We start from the raw sequence: 17,277 nt of genomic DNA on the forward strand, positions 1-17,277 counted from the left end.
GCTATAATAGTTGCGATCGCATCATCTCAAAGCCATGTCTGAAATTAACTGGGGCTATATCCGAAGCGGTGCAACGTTTGAATCTCTCGTTCACAGTCTTGTTTTATTTGAAGATCCCAACGCTTTTCTATTTAGTCGTCCCGGAAAGGATCGGGGACAGGATGCGCGATCGGGAGATGGTCGCATTGTTTATCAAGCGAAGTTTCATCAAAATGGTTCGGCTGCTGATGTGCGGAGGGATGCGAAGAAAGAAGCCTCAAAAATCGCAGAATATCGCTCTGAACCTATTTGGAAAGATGTGACGGAATGGATTCTCGTTACTAATGTTGGTTTTAATCCTCAGACTGACGATCGAGCATGGAATGAGGAAATTGACCCTCTGTTTCAAGAACTTGGACTCATTGCATCCTATTGGGAAAAAGCCGAATTAGAAACCCGTTTGCACCAATATCCCGATTTAAAACAGGCTTATTTTGGTGGAGAAAATCGCGTCTTTTTAAGTTTGTCAGAAGCACGAGAAATGCTGAGAAAACAAGACTTTCATCCTGTAACATTGGATGCAGACTATCAAGGAAGAGCGGAAGCAATTGAGACATTTGAAAACTTTTTTGAGGAAGAAGATCGAGCGATTGCGATCGTTCACGGTGCGGGAGGAGTAGGAAAAACTCGCTTTTTACTTGAAAGTGCCGAACATTATCTTCGGAAAGAAAAGCCAGATAATACGCTCAACAAAAAATGGCAAATTTTCTGGGCTAATACTGCCACAATGGAAAGGAGCAATTCATGGTTTGCAGGAGTTATTCCAGAACGTCCTACTTTATTATTGATAGATGAACCAGAAGATCGAAAATTATTTGATATGCTCCTCGAACAATTAAATATTCGAGGAAATCAATGGAAAGTGCTGATTGCGATTCGTTCTCCTAAAGATATTGTACTGGGGTATTTGCAGCAAAGTCGTCAGCGAAAGCAGATTGAAGAGATACAATTAGAACCTCTGAGGGAAGACCCAGCAAAAGCCTTTTGTTTAAATCTCTTTGAGTTGGGGAATTTGCGATCGCAAGATGAAAAATGGAAAGAGGATACAGCAAATTGGATTGTTAATTACTACGATCGCTATCCAGCTTTTATTGCTCTTGCAGTTAATCTATTAGAGAAAACAGGAGAACTCAAAGATTTCCCCCAAAAATCCAAGCATCTACTCCGTCAATATCTCAAAGAAATAACATCTGTACAAAGTCACAATTACTCCGCAGAACAAGTTTTCAATACTCTTCGCTGGATTGCTCTATTTAGGAAAATCAATACAGAAGACAAGGAAATAATTAACTTTATTCAATCCCAAGTTCAATATAAAAGTTCTTCTACACTGTTGCACTGCTTGCGAGATTTAGCTAAAAGAAATGTTTTGTTTAAGAGTGGGAGTTACGATCGCTTCTTGGAAATCAAACCAGATATTTTCAGAGATTATATCCTCAAAGAATGGTTTATTGTTTCTGTAGATTTTGGTCGCGATCGCCAGCAAATTTCTGAGGAAGCGCTAGAACTATGCCAGTATCTATCGCAAGAACCATTAGAAGCTAAAGAAATTAAAAAGGCTATCTTACAGGAAATTGCACGCTTTGAATTCAGACAAAGGCAATATGGAGAAAAAATAGATATATTAGCTCGCTTTTTTGCAGCTATTCGTACTAATCTATCAGGTTGGTCAGTTCGCGAAAAATTAGCTGTAATTAATTTATTACATGAAGTCGCTTTTAATCGCGTTGAGGATATTTTAAATCTTTGCGATCGTTTGTTAGAATCATCTTCTGAAAAAGAACAAATAGAAACAATTTTTGGCAAACAAACTTTAACTCACGATAATGTAATTTTGGCTCTACCTTGGTTAATTTATCAGGCTGTACCTTGTGCGGAACAGAAAACAGACCAAGATCGGATTGTCGATATTCTTTGCAAACTCGCGATTCGAGAAAATGAGATTGCTTCTCGTTTAAATAAAGATTTATCTTTAAGCGATCACCATGCAAAAGACATTCTCTCAAAAATCATTAAAGAAGAAGAAAGTTTTCTGGGTAGTTTTTCGCGATCGGCTTTTAAAAAAGCTCAACAAATACTCGGAGAAATTCGCAAGAATCAAAATATTCAAGAACAGAAATTATTTCTCGATATTTTGCTAAAACCATTGCTCAGTCTTGATAGAGAATACACTTTCTTTGATGGAAAAACTGTAACATTTAATAGATCGGTTATTCTTCCGGATAGTGATAGATGGAATGAGCGAAATCAATTGCAAACAACGATCGAAACAATTCTAGAAGAACGGTCTTTAAATTCATCTCAATCCGTCCATTTATGGGATTTACTAAATGAAGCTCACGACTCTGCAAATTGTGCATTCCGAGAAGCTGAAAAACACCAAAATTTAAAAAATTATTCTCAGGATTTTTATAAGCAAGTAAAGCAAGATTTGACATGGGTTCTAAAATTTTTGACATCCAATCAAGTTGACATTTCAGAACTTCAAGCAGCGCGTAAAATTTGGGATTGGCATTTTCGATTTGAACAAAAATGCAACTTAAAAGAACTTGCTAATCAATGCGAATCAATTTTTACCCAAAATAAACTTTATTCAGAACTTTATTCAGAATATGAACCCCTTGTTCGTATGGGTTCTTTTCAAGAGCGCATAGAAAAAGCTGAAGATAAAGCTGAAGAACTTTCCAAATCGCAAAATACGAAAATCATAAAAAACTTTGTTCAAAATGGTGTACTCTATCTAGTAGGTAGTTCTCAAAATATTTCTATACTTTTCCCTGTTGCTTATAGATTAGGACTAAAAGCGAATAACTCTGAAATTGTTAGAGATTTTGTTCGAGAATCTCTACAATTAGAAACAGGCGATCCAATCTTTCAGTTTTCTCTTCAAATTTGTATAAATTGGTTAGAAGACACGAGAACCAGAAGCAATCTGAACAATCCACAAGAAGCAGCTTTAGTATTTCAACAATTGCTTGATACAATTCAAGATAATGAGGGAAAAATAGTGTATTTGACTTACAATATATACCAAAATGCTTGGAGTAGCCAAAGTTCTGTCACAGAACAAGAATTAAATGTGATTCTAGACAAAGAGCAATCTTTTATTCAGCATAGTCAAATAGATTGGTTTATAGAAATTCTTAGCGGAATCATTTTTACTGATATATCTCGAATCAAAAAAATTATAGAACAAAATCTAGATCGATTAGATGAAAAAAGTTTTGTAGCTGGAATACGAATATTGTTATTTAACTTATACCATGCAATAATGAGTAATTCAGAACACTCAGATCGATATTCCCTAGGCCAATGGGTTCTCGAACAAATACTGAAACTTCCTCAAATTGAAGATATTGGTGGGAATCGTATTCATTTCCTTAAAGATATCATAAAGTTAACAGAAAAACCAGACTTACAATGGCTTGTAGACGCTGTAAAAAAACGATTACAACAGTTTAACAAATCAGAATCATCTTATGTTAGAATCTTACCGAATCTGGATCGTTTATCCCTATTCATTAAACAACTTTCTGAAGAGGAGTTGATGAGCGAACACGCAAAAAGCCTAATTTTAGAATTACTTTCTTTAGGACAACAAAATTATCCAATATTCCGATCGCTTCCACAATATCTCCAAGATATCGATCCAAAGGGTATAATTGTTCCGTCTTTGGTTGTTCAAAAACTTTCAGATTCCAAAATTGAAGATAATTTAAAACAAATTTATTTATGGTCGAGAATCGCTGCTGTTTATCCAGAAAATTCATCTGCTTGGCGAACAATTGCTCATCAATCTTGTGCTTTAGCTAATAATTTTGATGATCGCGATCGCAATGATATTTTCAATGCTCTCGCGAACTCTAATCCTAAAATTGGGTTTCGCAATATCGGTGAAGTTCTTGAAATTTATGAAATAGAATTTAATTTAGCTCACCAGCGTTTAAAAGAAGAAAGCGATCCAGTCCTTGTACCCTTTCGAGAATGGGTGTTGAAGATAGCTGAAGCAGAGTTGAAAGATCAAAGAGAAAGAGTTAAAGAGGAGCTTTGGGAATGACAACAGAACAATTGAAAAACCGCATACAAAATGCAGTTAACGATCTTCGTTTGAGTGCTAATGCTCTCGACTCTCCATCTTCAATTTCTCTGCCTACAATCTGCCAAAATCGAATTCGAGAATTTCAAAATATTGCCGATCGCTTAGACCAAATACCTCCTATAATTGATGCCAGAGAATATGCTCGACAAATTTTACAAAACTTACGAGATTCATCAAGTTCTGATATAACCTCCGATCTTGTCGAATTTCAAGGAATGCAACTCCCTTTTAGCGTTGCGCGTTTGCTAGGATTTCAAAGTTATCTCCCAATTACTTGGTCAATCTGCGATCTAGTCACAAAAGAAATTGGTAAATTTGTATGTATAAGCTCAGATACATGGAAGACTAATAAACCTGCAAAATTATGGGAGCATTTCGTTCGAGATAATAAAGCGTCTGCATTTCAAAGTCATTTCTTCCTGAAAGAAAGTTATGGATTTCCCATAGGAATATCTTATGCGATTCGCAATCATTTTGTACATGATGCTGCTTTATATGACGGAAACAGTTTGTTTGAAAGTGAAAGCATTTCTAATGGTTTTCAAATATCGAATACAGGAAAAAAATATCTTCAAGACAAGATGCAACAATATAAAATCAATCAAAATCAAATTCGTGGTGTTAATCTTTCCCACAATTGGTATGATGAGCATGAAGATTTACTCGAACTTCTAGAACTATGCCATCGAGAACTGGATGATGCACTGGGATGTTTAATTGGTTGGTCTGTCGGAACGGCAAAACTACAAGTAAAATTTCTTTTAGAACGAGATATTTAATTCGTATTTCTCGATCCTCTTGTCTGCCATCGTTTATCGTAGATAAATTCGATCGCGAATTTTTTCAACAGTATCCCTTTCTATCTCCCCCTACCAAGAGATCGCGCTATAATTGGCATAGCCGAAGAAAGAGACGATCGCCATGCTAAATCGCAAAATCTTACAGGAAGATCGATCCTATACTTTTCGATCCTACTTTGAACTTGCCTACGAAACCGATGAGATATTAGCAGAATTCGGTTACTCCCTGCTGAAAACCGAACTGACTCTCCCCCAATGCGATCGTGAAATCGTACAACTCCAACCTCTCAAACAAAAACTAAAAACATTATTATCTTTTGTTAATTTAAGTAACGAGACAGCACGCAGAGAAACTCTTGTCTCCCCTATTTTATTGGAAATTGTCTGCTATTGTAGCTGTCAGTTAAGAATTGAATATACTTTAAATGTCAATAACTGGTTAAAAGGAAATCTAGATTACTTATTACTCTCAAAAAACAAATTATTAGTCATTGAAGCAAAAAACGACGATCTAACCCGAGGGTTTACTCAATTAGCGGTTGAACTCATCGCCTTATCTCAAGTTGAAGAAAGTCCCGAATTATATGGTGTTGTCACAATGGGCGATATTTGGCGCTTTGCTAAACTCGATCGCCAACAAAAACAAATCCTACAAGATATTACCTTATTTAACATTCCCAACGATCTAGAAATTTTAGGAAAAATTTTAGTGGGTATTCTACAAACATAATAAAAATCGGGCGAGAAAACCCACCCGATCGCGCTATATTTCTCCCACTGAAAACCGAAAAAATCAGCCTGTATTCCGCATTCCCGCAGCAATACCGTTAATCGTTAATAGCGCACCTCGCAACAATTCCTCCTTACTATATCGGTAGTGAATTAATCCCGCCGTCGCCGCATTGCTATACTGACGCAAGCGTTTCAATAAAGCGACCTGCAAGAAACCCAGAGGAACAATATTGCCATTTCGCAACTGAACCGATCGCTGGAGATCCTCATCGCTATCTAATAAGGTTTTATGTCCCGTAATCGTTAAAATCATGTCTCGCGTGCGATAATATTCCGCTTCAATTTGCGTAAGAACCACTTCAAATCGTTCTAAATCTTCCCGAGGAGAAAGTTCCTGTACATAATGTCGCGCCATGAGTAAATCTGCCTTTGATAAGGTCATTTCTACCTTAGAAGCCACCATTTTAAAGAACGGCCATTTCACGTAAAAATAGCGTAACAATTTGAGATTTTCTTCAGGTTCTTCCTCAATAAAACTCTCCAATGCTGCTCCAACTCCATACCAAGAAGGAAGTAAAAATCGGCTTTGCGTCCAACTAAACACCCAAGGAATCGCCCGCAAACTGCTCAAACCTTTCTTTCCGTTCTTCCGTCGTGCGGGACGAGAACTAATCTGTAATTGGCTAATTTCAGGAATAGGAGTAACAGAAAGGAAGAAATCGATAAAATCCGGTTGTTCGTAAACTAAAGACCGATAAGCGCGGCGCGATCGCCCGGACAAATCTTCCATAATTTCATTCCAAGGTTGGATATCATCAAAGCCGCTTCCTAACAAACTTGCCTGGATTACTGCCGTAGAAGCAGTTTCCAAATGATATAATGCTAAATCCGGTAAAGAATACTTGGAAGCCAAAACTTCCCCTTGTTCGGTAATTTTAATTCGTCCGTTAATGGTAGCATTGGGTTGAGCTAAAATCGCCTCATAAGCGGGTCCTCCTCCTCGTCCCACGGAGCCGCCGCGACCGTGGAACAATCGCAAAGCGATACCATATTTTTGAGACAGAGTTTGTAGTGCTTTTTGGGCTTTGTGAATCTCCCAATTGCTGCTCAGAAAACCTGAATCCTTATTACTATCGGAATAGCCCAACATGATTTCTTGTAAAGGCTGAGAATGAGGTAAATGAGAGTGGGGTGCGTCAACAATTGTTATCTCTGCTTGGGTTTTTAGGGCTTCGTAGCCCCCTGCTAAAGCTGCTCGATAGGATTCTAACTCGAACAGCGATCGCATGATTTCCGGCGCTCGTTTTAAATCGTTCACGGTTTCAAATAGCGGCACGATTTTAATACTGCAAATTCCTGTTACGGGGTCGTAAAGTCCGGCTTCTTCTGCCAGTAAAAGCACCTCCAAAATATCACTCACATCATTACTCATACTAATGATATAAGTTTGACAAATTTCTGCACCAAATTCCTTTTGCAAGCGTCGGATCGTGCGAAAAGTTTCGATGGTTTCGGCGGTTTTTGCGGAAAAAGGCGCTTCTGAGGGGATGAGGGGACGACGAGTCGGTAACTCAGTAATCAACCAATTGCGGCGATCGTTTTCGTGGAGTTCATCGTAAGGTTGAGAAAGTGCTTGGATGTATTCGCCGATTTCTGTTAGTGCATCGGAATGACGGGAAGAGTCTTGACGTACATCTAATTGAGTTAAATGAAACCCGTAAATTTCAATCTGACAGACGAGTTTATCTAAATCGCGACAAGTTAACCCTGTTTCTTCTAAGTTACGCTGAATTAGTTTTAATTCCTCTAAAAACTCTTCTCCAGATTGATAAATTGTTTTAGGGTCAATCTTTTCGAGGATTTGTTGTTGCCGGGGATCGCCACTGGAGAGCAAAGAATTGCGATCGCGGGTATTTTCTAATCGCTTTTGAATGTAAGCTAATTTGAGGCGATAGGGTTCCTGGCGATAGCGAATCGAGAGGAGATCGTAGACATCTCCTAAATGGGCGCGATCGCGTTCTAAAGAGTCCAATAATTCCGGCAGAACATTGCTCCAATGTAATGACAAACTCAATAAATTGGTCAGGGCATCTACAGAATGAATGTATTTTTCAAGGACAATATCTCGCTGATAACAAGCAGTTTTCCAAGTTACTTCCGGTGTAACCGAAGGATTTCCATCGCGATCTGAGCCTACCCAAGAACCAAAATAACAAAAGCGATTTTGGGGTGGACGCAAATGGGGAAAGGTACTTTGCAGGGCTTGTTTGAGACGAACAGAAAGCTCGGGTAATGTGTCAAAAAGAACTTCTTGGAAATAGTGGAGGGTGTAATCAACCTCATCTAAAACCGTGGGTTTAAACTGGTGTAGTTCGTCAGTACGCCACCAGAGGCGAATCTCTTCATGAAGTTGTTCTGTAGCGCTTTCTGCTTCCCAAGAGGTGGTTAATCCTACGCCGCGATAGGCTTCTTCGGCTCGATCTAATTGATGTAAAATATCGGCAATGCGTCTCTGTTTGCGTCGAATTGTATGACGAACAATTTCCGTCGGGTGAGCCGTAAAAACGAGACGAATATCGAGATTATCCAACAGGTTTTGAATCTTTCTGGGTGGCATATTCTGCTGTTGCAGATGAGGAAACAACCAATAAAATGTTCCCGCTCGAGGTTTAGGATTTGCGTTTTCTTCTTGCCAACTTTTTTCTAATTGTTTTGCGCCCATAGGAACGCCGTTTTGTCCTACTTTAGCATTGCCATTTTCAAGGTTTTTTTGTTGCGTATCGGATAGGGCTTCACTTTGGGCTTTATAAGTCGCACTGCGGGATAATTGACGCTCTCGCTGTTCGTAATGTTGTTCGACAATGTTAATCAGTTGAAAATAGAGCGCAAAGGCACGAGCCGCACGAATGGCTTCATTTAAGTCTAGTTTTTCAACAAGTTCGAGGGCTGCAGATTTATCGAGATCTGTGGTTTGTCCTTCTGGGGAACAAAGCGATCGCAGTTGTCCGAGTAAATTCACTAAATCTTGACCGCATTCGGAACGCAAAACTGATTCCCACAAGTCTTCTACTAACTTCAGGCGATGGTGCAACAGTAGCATCGAAGTAGAAGGCACTTGAACGGTCGGCTGGGATGATTGGAGAAGTGAACTCATAATCTCTTTTTTGCTATGGGTTTAAGATAAATTTTAAAAGCAAGGGTCAACAATTGTAGTTTTTGCCACTACGGTTATGGGTTATTCATTGTTCATTTCTTCTTTTGGCTCGGGAAAGGGTAAAATCGGCAGCCGATCGCCGCGAAAAATTTCTTCGCTGGTGGTACCCGATTCTTGTATTTCTCGTATAACGTTTTCCACGACAACAATGCCAACCATAATCGGGAATGTCAAGAAACTTAACAAAACTTTGGCAGGTGGGATGAGAATTTCGAGGGGATTTTCATTCATCAGAAAAATGGGTAGAAACCCCGTCCCGATCGCGATAGCGGAGGACGGCTTTTGGGGGAGCGGTAATGGATGATAGATGCTGGATAATGGCAAACCTTAAATCTGTTAAAAATAATATCATCTTTTAGATAACTTCTTCAACGATAAATGATTGATAAAAGAAGGCTTTATCCTCTAGATGGAGTTTATTGGCTAAGTTGGAGAGAAGACGCAGCTTTTGCGAGAGGCGATCGCCATGACTACGTTTGACAAATAAATTCCCATAAGCCAAACGACTTCTGGGGGGACTTCTGTTAACAATACGAGTTAGTAAGTTTTCGTAATTCTCTGGGGAGATATACTCAAAAATGTTGCTTAAGTTGTAACAATTAATACAGTTTTCTAAGCATATGGTAAAGCAGTAGGATATCCCGAGAGAAAAAGAGGCGAAATAAAAAGCGCTAAGGCCAATTATTCCAATAATGTTGATAGAATGTTTCTCGGTTTTGACGAGATTTGGGTTGGGGGAGTTGGTAAATGCGATCGCCTGGGTGAATTAAGGGCAGAATATAATTGCAATCCTTCTGCTGTCATTGCAGACATAGAGCCGATGAGTTTTAACAATTGTGGGTGAGTTAAGGTACGATAGGCAGCAACCCGCAATTCTAAACAGGCAATTTGCGCGGGGTTGATATCAATTGCGATAATCAATGGAAGATGGAGGGCAAAAGGTTGTAAGATGAACTGGAGGCATTGCCGCCTGAATTGTTCGGTCATTGGTCAACACCTAAGTAAATTTTATGGAAACTACTCTTTTTGTTGCCTTCCTCTATTTATCCCTGAGTGGACTTTACCTCGTTGCTTTACCCGTGTTTATGTATTTTTACCTCAATCAACGTTGGTATGTTGCCAGTTCGATTGAGCGAATGTTGATGTATTTTGGCGTGTTTTTCTTCTTTCCGGGGTTACTCCTATTAAGTCCCTTTTTGAATTTTCGCCCCAAACGTCGCGCAATTTAGGCAAAATTTAACAAGCAGGAGAGATTATGCGAAGAATTGACGCGATCGCGATTAGTTTTGGGGTTTTCCTTGCCGGGGGTATCGCTTATCTCGTTTTACGAGGGGCTGGACTTGATAACTTTTCGGCGGGAATCTGGAGTCAGGTACTCTTGGTGGGGGGATTATTGGGTTGGATTTCAACCTATCTTTTCCGCGCTTTTACTCACAATATGACCTATCACCAGCAGCGCAGAGAATATGAGGATAGGGTTTTGCAAAAGCGGTTGGATGAGATGACCCCAGAAGAGTTGGCTAACTTACAAGCAGATTTACAAGCAGAAAAATAAACATCTTACCATGAATGACTACACTTGACTATATATTTAGTTAAACTTTACAATACCGAACATGATGCTTGCGCGTCCCAAGCAGAAATGTTTAATTGGTTAGTTTTTTAAGAAAAGTATGGCCAAGCCAATTTGTTAAATTTATGAGTCTCTCTTATTATCCCGTTCGGCGGACAGTTCTTGCAAAATTGTGAATATATCTTTCTGCATTTTCGCGAAATTCTCTTGTAGTGACATCACCTCCTTAACAATTGTTTCAATTTGACGACAGGTTTCTTGTTGATAGCGATCGCTTTTCTGCAAAATAGTATCGATAATATCGCGAAAATCTTTGAGAATCGCTTGTTTTTCATAGATGATTTGAGTCATAGACATTTGCCCTGCTTGTAGCTTATCCAATGTCGAAATCAAACTTGACATCGCCATTGTATTTGCTTGAATTAATTCTAATTCAGCTTTTTGGTCATCTTGAAACTTATCCGCTAGTGCCGCGATCGCGCGACCATTAGATTTTTGTAATTGTTCATTAACCTTACAAGTTTGCTCTAGTTTTTCCGTTAAAGCAGCCAACATCCATTGCGTTGAATTGACTCTTGAATGGTTCTTGTCTTCCTCTAAATGGCTCATGAAGCTAGGGAAATAAACATTACTCCCTATTTTATCATTCTACTGAGGAATCGGAAATCTTTACTCCCTTTTTACTTGGTTGTCATCGTCCACACCCCATCCCAATCTTCCTCGGGGGGTTTGTCGATAAAGTAATTACATCGCTCCATGTGCAATCGCGCTGCTTTATCAGTACGATTAAGTTCTAGAATCATAGCAAAGTAATTGTGAGCTAACCCAAAATTCCCTCCTAAATAAACTTCTCGCCCCTTGTTATAAAGTTCGATAACTTGTTCCTGTTCTGGGGAAAGTGAATCGACCCCTAATTCTGCAATTAACTCATAAACAGAGACAGGTTGTGTTTTTCCTTTGACACGAATGCAGTCTAATTCTCGCACTACTAACCGACCTTCACACTGTCGATAAGTGTTCTCACTAATAACAATATCGCAACCATATTGTTTACTTGCGCCTTCTAAGCGAGAACTTAAGTTCACACCATCCCCAATTGCCGTAAATTCCATCCGTTTGCTCGAACCAATATTACCGCTAATTACATAGTCGGAGTTAATGCCAATCCCAATCTTAATAGTTTGCTTGCCTTCTCCGCCGCGTTTCTCATTAAATGCAGCGAGGCGCTTTCGCATATCTAAAGCTGCTTTTACCGATTGCATGGCATGATCTGGTAAATGGTTGGGGGTTCCAAATACCGCCATCATGGCATCCCCAATATACTTATCGAGAATCCCTTTATGGTCAAATACAGCATCCACCATACTCTCAAAATATTCATTTAGCATTTGCACCACCTCTTCTGCTTGTAGTTTTTCCGTCAGGGAGGTGTAACTGCGAATATCTGAGAAGAGTACCGAAACTTCCTTGCGATCGCCTCCTAAACCAATATTACCGCCACCATCGAGTAACTGTTCCGCTAACTCTTGGTTCATATAACGATACATGGTACTCTTGAGGCGTTTTTCGTCGCTGATGTCATCCATAACCACCAACGCCCCATAAACATTACTGGCATCAGCCGCATCAGAAATGGAGTTAATGGAGAGATTAACGCTGTGTTCTTCTCCCTCAGCAGACATAATAATTTTATCAGGGTAATACTGTTCGCTATCTTTCTCTTCCCCAGGATGTAAAGCACGATTAAACCACTCGGAAAAATCACCCTTTTTCGCAACATCGCTTTTATCGGTAATATCCTTACCTTTAATCTCCACCAATTCGCTCATAATTCTGCCTTCAATGGGGTTATTCTCGTCAAACCCGAGCAATTCTTTCGCTTTTTCATTGGCGGCCAAAACAACCCCATTTTTATCCGTAGAAATGACCCCGTTGGTCAAACTCCGCAAGATATCTCGCTGCATTTGTTCTTGCTGCTGAACTTTCGCGAAGAGGGTGGCATTTTGCAGGGCGACTCCCGCTTGGATGTTAAATGCCTTCATAAACTCCTGATCGCTGCGATTAAAGCTGGCTTTCCACCGTTCCGGAGGCTCTGGCCAAGTCGAGGCATCGTAGTCGGGATGTTCTCCTTGTTTCAGTTTGTTGACCAGTTGCGTTACGCCGATCAATTCGTTATCGGAGTTATAAACCGGCATACAGAGCATACTGCAAGTCCGATAGCCGTTAGTGGGGTCAAATTTTTGTGAGGTTTCCGAGTCGGGATGATTGTAAAGGTCAAAACCAATGTTAAGAATATGTCCAGTTTCCGCCACTTGTCCGGCAAATCCGACTCCAATGGGAACTCTTAATTGTCTCAAACTGCCATCGGGAAGGAGGATTTTGGTCCAAAGGTCATTTTTATCGTGATCGATGAGCCAGAGGGTGCTGCGATCGGCGTTCATGAGCTTTTTCGCCGCATCCATGACCGTTCTCAGGGTGGTATCTAGGTCTAAATTCCCCTTACTCAAGGAATTGGTGGCTTCAATGAGGGCATTCGCTGCCCTTTGTTTTTGGGTAGCTTTGTAGAACGATCGCGAGGATTCGAGAATGAGGCGAATAGAGGGGGCAAAATTAGCAAAAACCCGTAAATCTTCTTCGGCAAATCCCTCATGGGAAATGCGATCGCTCAGGGAGCCATCGGGATTATAACCTGGTTTTAATTTGTTAATTAACTGGACGACTGCTACTAATTCCGGTTGTTCTCCCTCTTCCTGTGCTTCTTTTAAGAGGGGCAGTGCCAACATGGAATAGGTGCGATATTTATTCTTTTTATCAAATTGTTTGGCGGAGGCCGAGCGCGGATCGTCGTAAAAATCAAAGGGAATATTAATTACTTCTTTAAATTGCGCTACTTCTCCGGCAATGCCTTGTCCTACGGGAATGCGAATCTCGATCGGTTTACCATCGCTACCTTTGGCGACAATTGACCAAAGTTCGTCTTGATCGTCGTCGAGTAAATAAATGGTCGTGCGATCGGCGGCCAATAATTCTCCGGTTTTGAGGGTAATCGATCGCAACATTTCATCAAGAATTGCGTCAAATCCCTCGCTGTCTAAAACACTATCGAGGAGAGATAGGGTTTGATTGACAACTTTGAGTTTATCTTCAACATCAACAACAACTTTTTGGAACGACTCTTTGTTGAGAGGGGCGAGAAAGCTAGAGAATGTCCCTTTTGCCGTTACTAGGGCGCTACCAGCGCCATTACTGGGACCGGGGGACGGACTCGCACCATTTTGCTCTCCACCATCAGAGGCAACAATATCGATATCGATGGTTTGCCCGGTGTGTTCTAATATGGTTGGTTCAGGAGATGCAGCAGTCATATTCGTTTTGTTGTATAAGTTTGGGAATATTAAGGGGTTGGTTGGGTTTGGTTGAATGTATTCTAGCGGTTAAATTCTCAGCGATCGCAATCCTGCCAACACAATAGCAATTTTTTCTCTAGTTTACTGCTCGGCTCGAGTTTATACATTAATGGAACTTTAATAAATCTTTATTGTTTTTTCAATTGTTTTTGGCGCGATCAGCCCCATCCGATCGCTGACGGCGGTTCGCAGCCCTTGCCAGGAGGGAATCAGCGAAGGTAGAAGCCTCTTGGGAGGAGTGACCTCCGGCTAATTGAGCCAGTTCATCGCGACGGCTATCGCGGTGGTCTAAGCGGGTTACTCCCACTAGGGTACGTGGTTCAGGCTGGGATACTGATAGTTTATCGTTATTTTCTCCATTTTTCTCTGAGGAGAGGGTACTTATTTTTGATTTTTCTACCCGCTTATCGACGCGAAAATGGCGATCGGCGAGGGCGGCAATTAAGGGCTGGTGGGTGACACAGAGGATTTGGTGGGGGGTGCTGAGTTGATGCAGTTTTTCGGCGATCGCCTCGGCGACTTTCCCGGAAACTCCGGCATCGATTTCATCAAATATTAAGGTTTTCTGACTTTTGAAGATAGTCTCGGTTTGGGAAAAACAGGCTTTCAAGGAGAGGAGAAAGCGGCTCATTTCTCCTCCCGAAGCGGTTTCAGAGAGGGGTTGCAAGGGTTCGCCAGGGTTGGGGGAAAAGTAAAATTGGACGCGATCGCCTCCGGTTGCGGTGGGAGTTATCGGGGTGAGGCGACATTCAAAGCGGACTTTATCCATTGCGAGGGGTTTTAATTCGCCGATCAGTTGTTGGGCGAGGCGTTGGGCGGCGGTTTGGCGCTGTTGGGTCAGGGTTTCGCAAGCTATGATTAGGGCTTGATAGCGTTCTTGATAAGTTTGTTCTAAGTTTTCGAGGGATTGACCGCGATCGGTGAGTTGTGCGAGTTCAATTTGCAGATTTTCGTAATAGGCGATCGCATCTTTGAGATCGGGACCATATTTGCGGCACAATTGTTTGAGGTTGCGAATCCGTTCTTCAACTTCTGCTAAACGTTGGGGGTCTGACTCCAAACTATCCCCATAACTGCTCAATTGCTGTCCTGCTTCCACCACTTGAGCGACGGCACTGCGAACCATCTCCAGGATAGATTCTAACTGCCCATCGTAGCCCTGCATTTCTTCCAGCAAACTTTCTGCTTTTCCCAACCGATCGGCGATCGCTTCTTCTTCGCCATCGCTTTGATAAAGGAGTTGGTAGCCTTCGTAACTGAGGTTTTGCAGTTCAACTACGTGGGAGAGGCGATCGCTTTCTTGTTCGAGGTTGTTTAATTCTTCGGGATCTTCGATTTCTGCGGCTTCAAGGTCTTGGAGTTGAAATTTAAGCCAATCAATCCGTTGCAGGCGTTCCTGTTCGGACTTCTGACGTTGTTCTAAGGCATCTTTGGCAGCCTTGGCAGCCTCATAAACCCGTGTAACGACCTTACGGGTGGGCAAGAGAGTATCCCCCCCGTAAGCGTCTAATAACTCCCTTTGACGGTTAGGGAGCAAAAGCTGTACGGTTTGCCCTTGGGCGGTAATTTCTACGAGGCGATCGCGCAGTTGTGCCATGATGTTACGATTAACAAGAACGCCATTAATGCGCGATCGAGAGCGAAAATGCTTGGCCGTGACGGCTAATTCCCGAGCGCAAATGACGCAGCCTTCTTCAAGGGGTTCAATTTCTTGTTCCATCAGCCAGTTGGCGATCGCCTCATCCAGTAAAAATGTTCCTTCCACAACGGCTTTTTGGCTTCCCGTGCGAATAAAACGACTGGATATTTTGCCCCCCAACGTAGCATCAATAGCATCGAGAATAATCGATTTTCCCGCCCCCGTTTCCCCCGTCAACACATTCAAACCTTGTCCGAATTCCAATTCGAGGCGATCGATGAGGGCAAAATTTTCAATTCTGAGTGACAATAACATTCTATTTTTCTCAATCCTTGCAGAAGCATCGGCGACTTCTTCCTACTTTACGAAAAAATTGGCGATCGCGATCGCTAGACAGTCCTTGCTACAATGACCCAAGACAAGAACAGATTACCGTATTGAGTTTGGTCGCGGGACTTTATGAGGAAACTGTATTTTCGGGGGAAATGGCGATCGCTTCTCCTCTTTTATTAGAATTAGGTCAAGAGTCACCGTTAACAGCAACACAGATATTACAGTTAGGGTAAAATCCAATAGTGAGATAAAAATAAAGTAGAAAACTTGAGATAATATCTGGAATTGAGATATTATCTCGTGTAATTCTTATAGTGGGAAACAAAGCCAAATTTGCTTGCGTCATGGGTTCTCAGAACCAAAAAATCTAAGAACTCGTTTTTTTCCAATTAACTCTGATATTTTTTCCATCGCCTTCTTTCTCAAAAAAGAACAGATTGGGGAACATCTACAACATCTACATCTACAGCTACAAAGCTCTGTAATTTAGCTTGAATCTCCTGTGGAGCCAAAATCGATGAACCCGAAATGCTTGGTTATTGCTATTTCTATCCTTCTCGTGCTGACAACGCCTTTGCTGGCTCGAGCAAAAAATTTTCCGCAAACCCGCGATCTAGCTAAAGCGACTCTTCGCAATCGCACCTCAAACTTGTTCTCAGAACGAGTATCTTGCGATACAGTTGTTACTGTTAGTGGTAAGTTTAGCAAACTGTGCCGTCGTCGTTGAATACCCAGGGAGATCGCTCCATACAGCGATCGATTATGCAACGCGCTCCGATTTTTCCTCAAGGGGCTTTAAGGAGTTGAAATAACCTTGTTTCCATAATTGTAAAATAGCTTTTTCCATTGCTGCTTTGGTTAATTCGGGGACGATGATTAATCCGGGAAACGCTAAAAAAGGAGAGCCTAATTCAAGCTCCTCATCTAAATCTTGTTGCAATCGAATGGGATCGATAAAATAAACGGAGTAAGATTGTCCATTGGGTTCTTTGACAATTCCATCATTTCTACATCCTTTCATTGGTGTTTCGATATCATCTTGCTCATTCCAGCCGTATTTAAAGATTAGTGTCGGTTTGGTTTCCATTGTTTTCTTCCTCTAGAATTGCTTGAATTTTGCTCAGTTCTGTTTGATATTGTTCAAAGGTTAAAAGATTGGCTTCTCTGGGGACAATTTCATAATGTTGCCGATCGCGACCCCGTTGAATCATAGTTAGGGTTTCGGGGAAAAACACGATTTTGTACGCTCCCCCAAAACGCCGCATGAGATCGCCGTCTAAATGGACGGATATACCGTGAGTGGGTTTGACATAACCTGTTTCTGGGTCTATTCTAACTTCATTCTGTTTGGCTTGAAAGTTGTTTCCTCCTCGATAAAATTCTTTCTTTTCTTCGTTGTCCATGAATCGTATTTTTATGAGTTGTTTAGCGATCGCGCTCC

Annotated in this window: 17 protein-coding genes; 7 read left to right on the forward strand and 10 right to left on the reverse strand. The window is 41.1% G+C overall.

What is annotated here, in order from left to right:
- The first annotated feature begins 34 nt into the window (after positions 1–34).
- The 3 genes from JUI58_RS12105 to JUI58_RS12115 all read left to right on the forward strand — a co-directional run bounded on the left by JUI58_RS12105 (position 35) and on the right by JUI58_RS12115 (position 5,668).
- The gene (locus JUI58_RS12105; RefSeq protein WP_204104043.1) at positions 35–4,096 is read left to right on the forward strand and encodes a hypothetical protein; all 4,062 of its coding nucleotides are present in this window, start codon (positions 35–37) and stop codon (positions 4,094–4,096) included.
- Positions 4,093–4,917 carry a hypothetical protein gene (locus JUI58_RS12110; protein WP_204104044.1) on the forward strand — a complete coding sequence of 275 codons (825 nt, stop codon included), beginning with the start codon at positions 4,093–4,095 and terminating at the stop codon, positions 4,915–4,917. Before JUI58_RS12105 ends, JUI58_RS12110 begins: the two co-directional genes overlap by 4 nt.
- Before the next feature lie 142 nt (positions 4,918–5,059).
- Positions 5,060–5,668 carry a hypothetical protein gene (locus JUI58_RS12115; protein WP_204104045.1) on the forward strand — a complete coding sequence of 203 codons (609 nt, stop codon included), beginning with the start codon at positions 5,060–5,062 and terminating at the stop codon, positions 5,666–5,668.
- A gap of 63 nt (positions 5,669–5,731) precedes the next feature.
- On the opposite strand, the gene ppc is transcribed toward JUI58_RS12115, so the two are convergent.
- The 5 genes from ppc to JUI58_RS12135 all read right to left on the reverse strand — a co-directional run bounded on the left by ppc (position 5,732) and on the right by JUI58_RS12135 (position 9,871).
- A complete protein-coding gene (gene ppc, locus JUI58_RS12120) occupies positions 5,732–8,824 on the reverse strand; it encodes a phosphoenolpyruvate carboxylase (RefSeq protein WP_239121423.1) in 3,093 nt (1,030 codons plus the stop codon).
- Between the two features lie 81 nt (positions 8,825–8,905).
- Entirely contained in the window at positions 8,906–9,115 is a 210-nt protein-coding gene (locus tag JUI58_RS12125; RefSeq protein ID WP_204104046.1) for a hypothetical protein, read from the reverse strand.
- Entirely contained in the window at positions 9,108–9,236 is a 129-nt protein-coding gene (locus JUI58_RS27015) for a hypothetical protein (RefSeq protein WP_275414345.1), read from the reverse strand. The genes JUI58_RS12125 and JUI58_RS27015 overlap by 8 nt, the downstream gene beginning before the upstream one ends.
- 3 nt (positions 9,237–9,239) lie before the next feature.
- The gene (locus tag JUI58_RS12130; RefSeq protein ID WP_204104047.1) at positions 9,240–9,386 is read right to left on the reverse strand and encodes a hypothetical protein; all 147 of its coding nucleotides are present in this window, start codon (positions 9,384–9,386) and stop codon (positions 9,240–9,242) included.
- A gap of 179 nt (positions 9,387–9,565) precedes the next feature.
- The gene (locus JUI58_RS12135; RefSeq protein ID WP_204104048.1) at positions 9,566–9,871 is read right to left on the reverse strand and encodes a DUF3419 family protein; all 306 of its coding nucleotides are present in this window, start codon (positions 9,869–9,871) and stop codon (positions 9,566–9,568) included.
- A gap of 23 nt (positions 9,872–9,894) precedes the next feature.
- On the opposite strand from JUI58_RS12135, the gene ndhL reads away from it, so the two are divergent.
- Positions 9,895–10,113, forward strand: a complete 219-nt coding sequence (ndhL, locus tag JUI58_RS12140) for an NAD(P)H-quinone oxidoreductase subunit L (protein WP_204104049.1) — start codon at positions 9,895–9,897, stop codon at positions 10,111–10,113.
- Between the two features lie 26 nt (positions 10,114–10,139).
- Positions 10,140–10,439 (forward strand): DUF3007 family protein, encoded by a 300-nt coding sequence (locus JUI58_RS12145; protein ID WP_204104050.1) that lies wholly within the window; start codon positions 10,140–10,142, stop codon positions 10,437–10,439.
- Between the two features lie 141 nt (positions 10,440–10,580).
- On the opposite strand, the gene JUI58_RS12150 is transcribed toward JUI58_RS12145, so the two are convergent.
- The 3 genes from JUI58_RS12150 to recN all read right to left on the reverse strand — a co-directional run bounded on the left by JUI58_RS12150 (position 10,581) and on the right by recN (position 15,818).
- Positions 10,581–11,066, reverse strand: coding sequence for a hypothetical protein (locus JUI58_RS12150; RefSeq protein ID WP_204104051.1), 486 nt, complete (start codon positions 11,064–11,066; stop codon positions 10,581–10,583).
- A 71-nt stretch (positions 11,067–11,137) separates the two neighbouring features.
- Positions 11,138–13,822 carry an adenylate/guanylate cyclase domain-containing protein gene (locus JUI58_RS12155; protein ID WP_239121424.1) on the reverse strand — a complete coding sequence of 895 codons (2,685 nt, stop codon included), beginning with the start codon at positions 13,820–13,822 and terminating at the stop codon, positions 11,138–11,140.
- 181 nt (positions 13,823–14,003) lie between these two features.
- Positions 14,004–15,818 carry a DNA repair protein RecN gene (gene recN, locus JUI58_RS12160; protein ID WP_204104052.1) on the reverse strand — a complete coding sequence of 605 codons (1,815 nt, stop codon included), beginning with the start codon at positions 15,816–15,818 and terminating at the stop codon, positions 14,004–14,006.
- Between recN and JUI58_RS12165 the strand changes: the two genes are divergently transcribed.
- Positions 15,806–16,069, forward strand: coding sequence for a hypothetical protein (locus JUI58_RS12165; RefSeq protein ID WP_204104053.1), 264 nt, complete (start codon positions 15,806–15,808; stop codon positions 16,067–16,069). The two genes, recN and JUI58_RS12165, sit on opposite strands and share 13 nt — an antisense overlap.
- Positions 16,070–16,353: 284 nt before the next feature.
- Entirely contained in the window at positions 16,354–16,563 is a 210-nt protein-coding gene (locus JUI58_RS12170) for a hypothetical protein (RefSeq protein WP_204104054.1), read from the forward strand.
- A gap of 33 nt (positions 16,564–16,596) precedes the next feature.
- Here JUI58_RS12170 and JUI58_RS12175 read toward each other — a convergent pair whose 3' ends face one another.
- Positions 16,597–16,923, reverse strand: a complete 327-nt coding sequence (locus tag JUI58_RS12175) for a hypothetical protein (protein ID WP_204104055.1) — start codon at positions 16,921–16,923, stop codon at positions 16,597–16,599.
- A complete protein-coding gene (locus tag JUI58_RS12180; protein ID WP_204104056.1) occupies positions 16,895–17,239 on the reverse strand; it encodes a hypothetical protein in 345 nt (114 codons plus the stop codon). The genes JUI58_RS12175 and JUI58_RS12180 overlap by 29 nt, the downstream gene beginning before the upstream one ends.
- Positions 17,240–17,277 lie beyond the last annotated feature (38 nt).

It is taken from the genome of Spirulina sp. CCY15215 (assembly GCF_016888125.1).
Lineage (GTDB): Bacteria > Cyanobacteriota > Cyanobacteriia > Cyanobacteriales > Spirulinaceae > CCY15215.

Excerpts from the sequence above, each read along its gene's own strand:
- JUI58_RS12105 (WP_204104043.1), top strand. The coding sequence starts at position 35 with ATGTCTGAAATTAACTGGGGCTATATCCGAAGCGGTGCAACGTTTGAA.
- JUI58_RS12110 (WP_204104044.1), top strand. The coding sequence starts at position 4,093 with ATGACAACAGAACAATTGAAAAACCGCATACAAAATGCAGTTAACGAT.
- JUI58_RS12115 (WP_204104045.1), top strand. The coding sequence starts at position 5,060 with ATGCTAAATCGCAAAATCTTACAGGAAGATCGATCCTATACTTTTCGA.
- ppc (WP_239121423.1), bottom strand. The coding sequence starts at position 8,824 with ATGAGTTCACTTCTCCAATCATCCCAGCCGACCGTTCAAGTGCCTTCT.
- JUI58_RS12125 (WP_204104046.1), bottom strand. The coding sequence starts at position 9,115 with ATGAATGAAAATCCCCTCGAAATTCTCATCCCACCTGCCAAAGTTTTG.
- JUI58_RS27015 (WP_275414345.1), bottom strand. The coding sequence starts at position 9,236 with ATGATATTATTTTTAACAGATTTAAGGTTTGCCATTATCCAGCATCTA.
- JUI58_RS12135 (WP_204104048.1), bottom strand. The coding sequence starts at position 9,871 with ATGACCGAACAATTCAGGCGGCAATGCCTCCAGTTCATCTTACAACCT.
- ndhL (WP_204104049.1), top strand. The coding sequence starts at position 9,895 with ATGGAAACTACTCTTTTTGTTGCCTTCCTCTATTTATCCCTGAGTGGA.
- JUI58_RS12145 (WP_204104050.1), top strand. The coding sequence starts at position 10,140 with ATGCGAAGAATTGACGCGATCGCGATTAGTTTTGGGGTTTTCCTTGCC.
- JUI58_RS12150 (WP_204104051.1), bottom strand. The coding sequence starts at position 11,066 with ATGAGCCATTTAGAGGAAGACAAGAACCATTCAAGAGTCAATTCAACG.
- JUI58_RS12155 (WP_239121424.1), bottom strand. The coding sequence starts at position 13,822 with ATGACTGCTGCATCTCCTGAACCAACCATATTAGAACACACCGGGCAA.
- recN (WP_204104052.1), bottom strand. The coding sequence starts at position 15,818 with ATGTTATTGTCACTCAGAATTGAAAATTTTGCCCTCATCGATCGCCTC.
- JUI58_RS12170 (WP_204104054.1), top strand. The coding sequence starts at position 16,354 with ATGAACCCGAAATGCTTGGTTATTGCTATTTCTATCCTTCTCGTGCTG.
- JUI58_RS12175 (WP_204104055.1), bottom strand. The coding sequence starts at position 16,923 with ATGGAAACCAAACCGACACTAATCTTTAAATACGGCTGGAATGAGCAA.
- JUI58_RS12180 (WP_204104056.1), bottom strand. The coding sequence starts at position 17,239 with ATGGACAACGAAGAAAAGAAAGAATTTTATCGAGGAGGAAACAACTTT.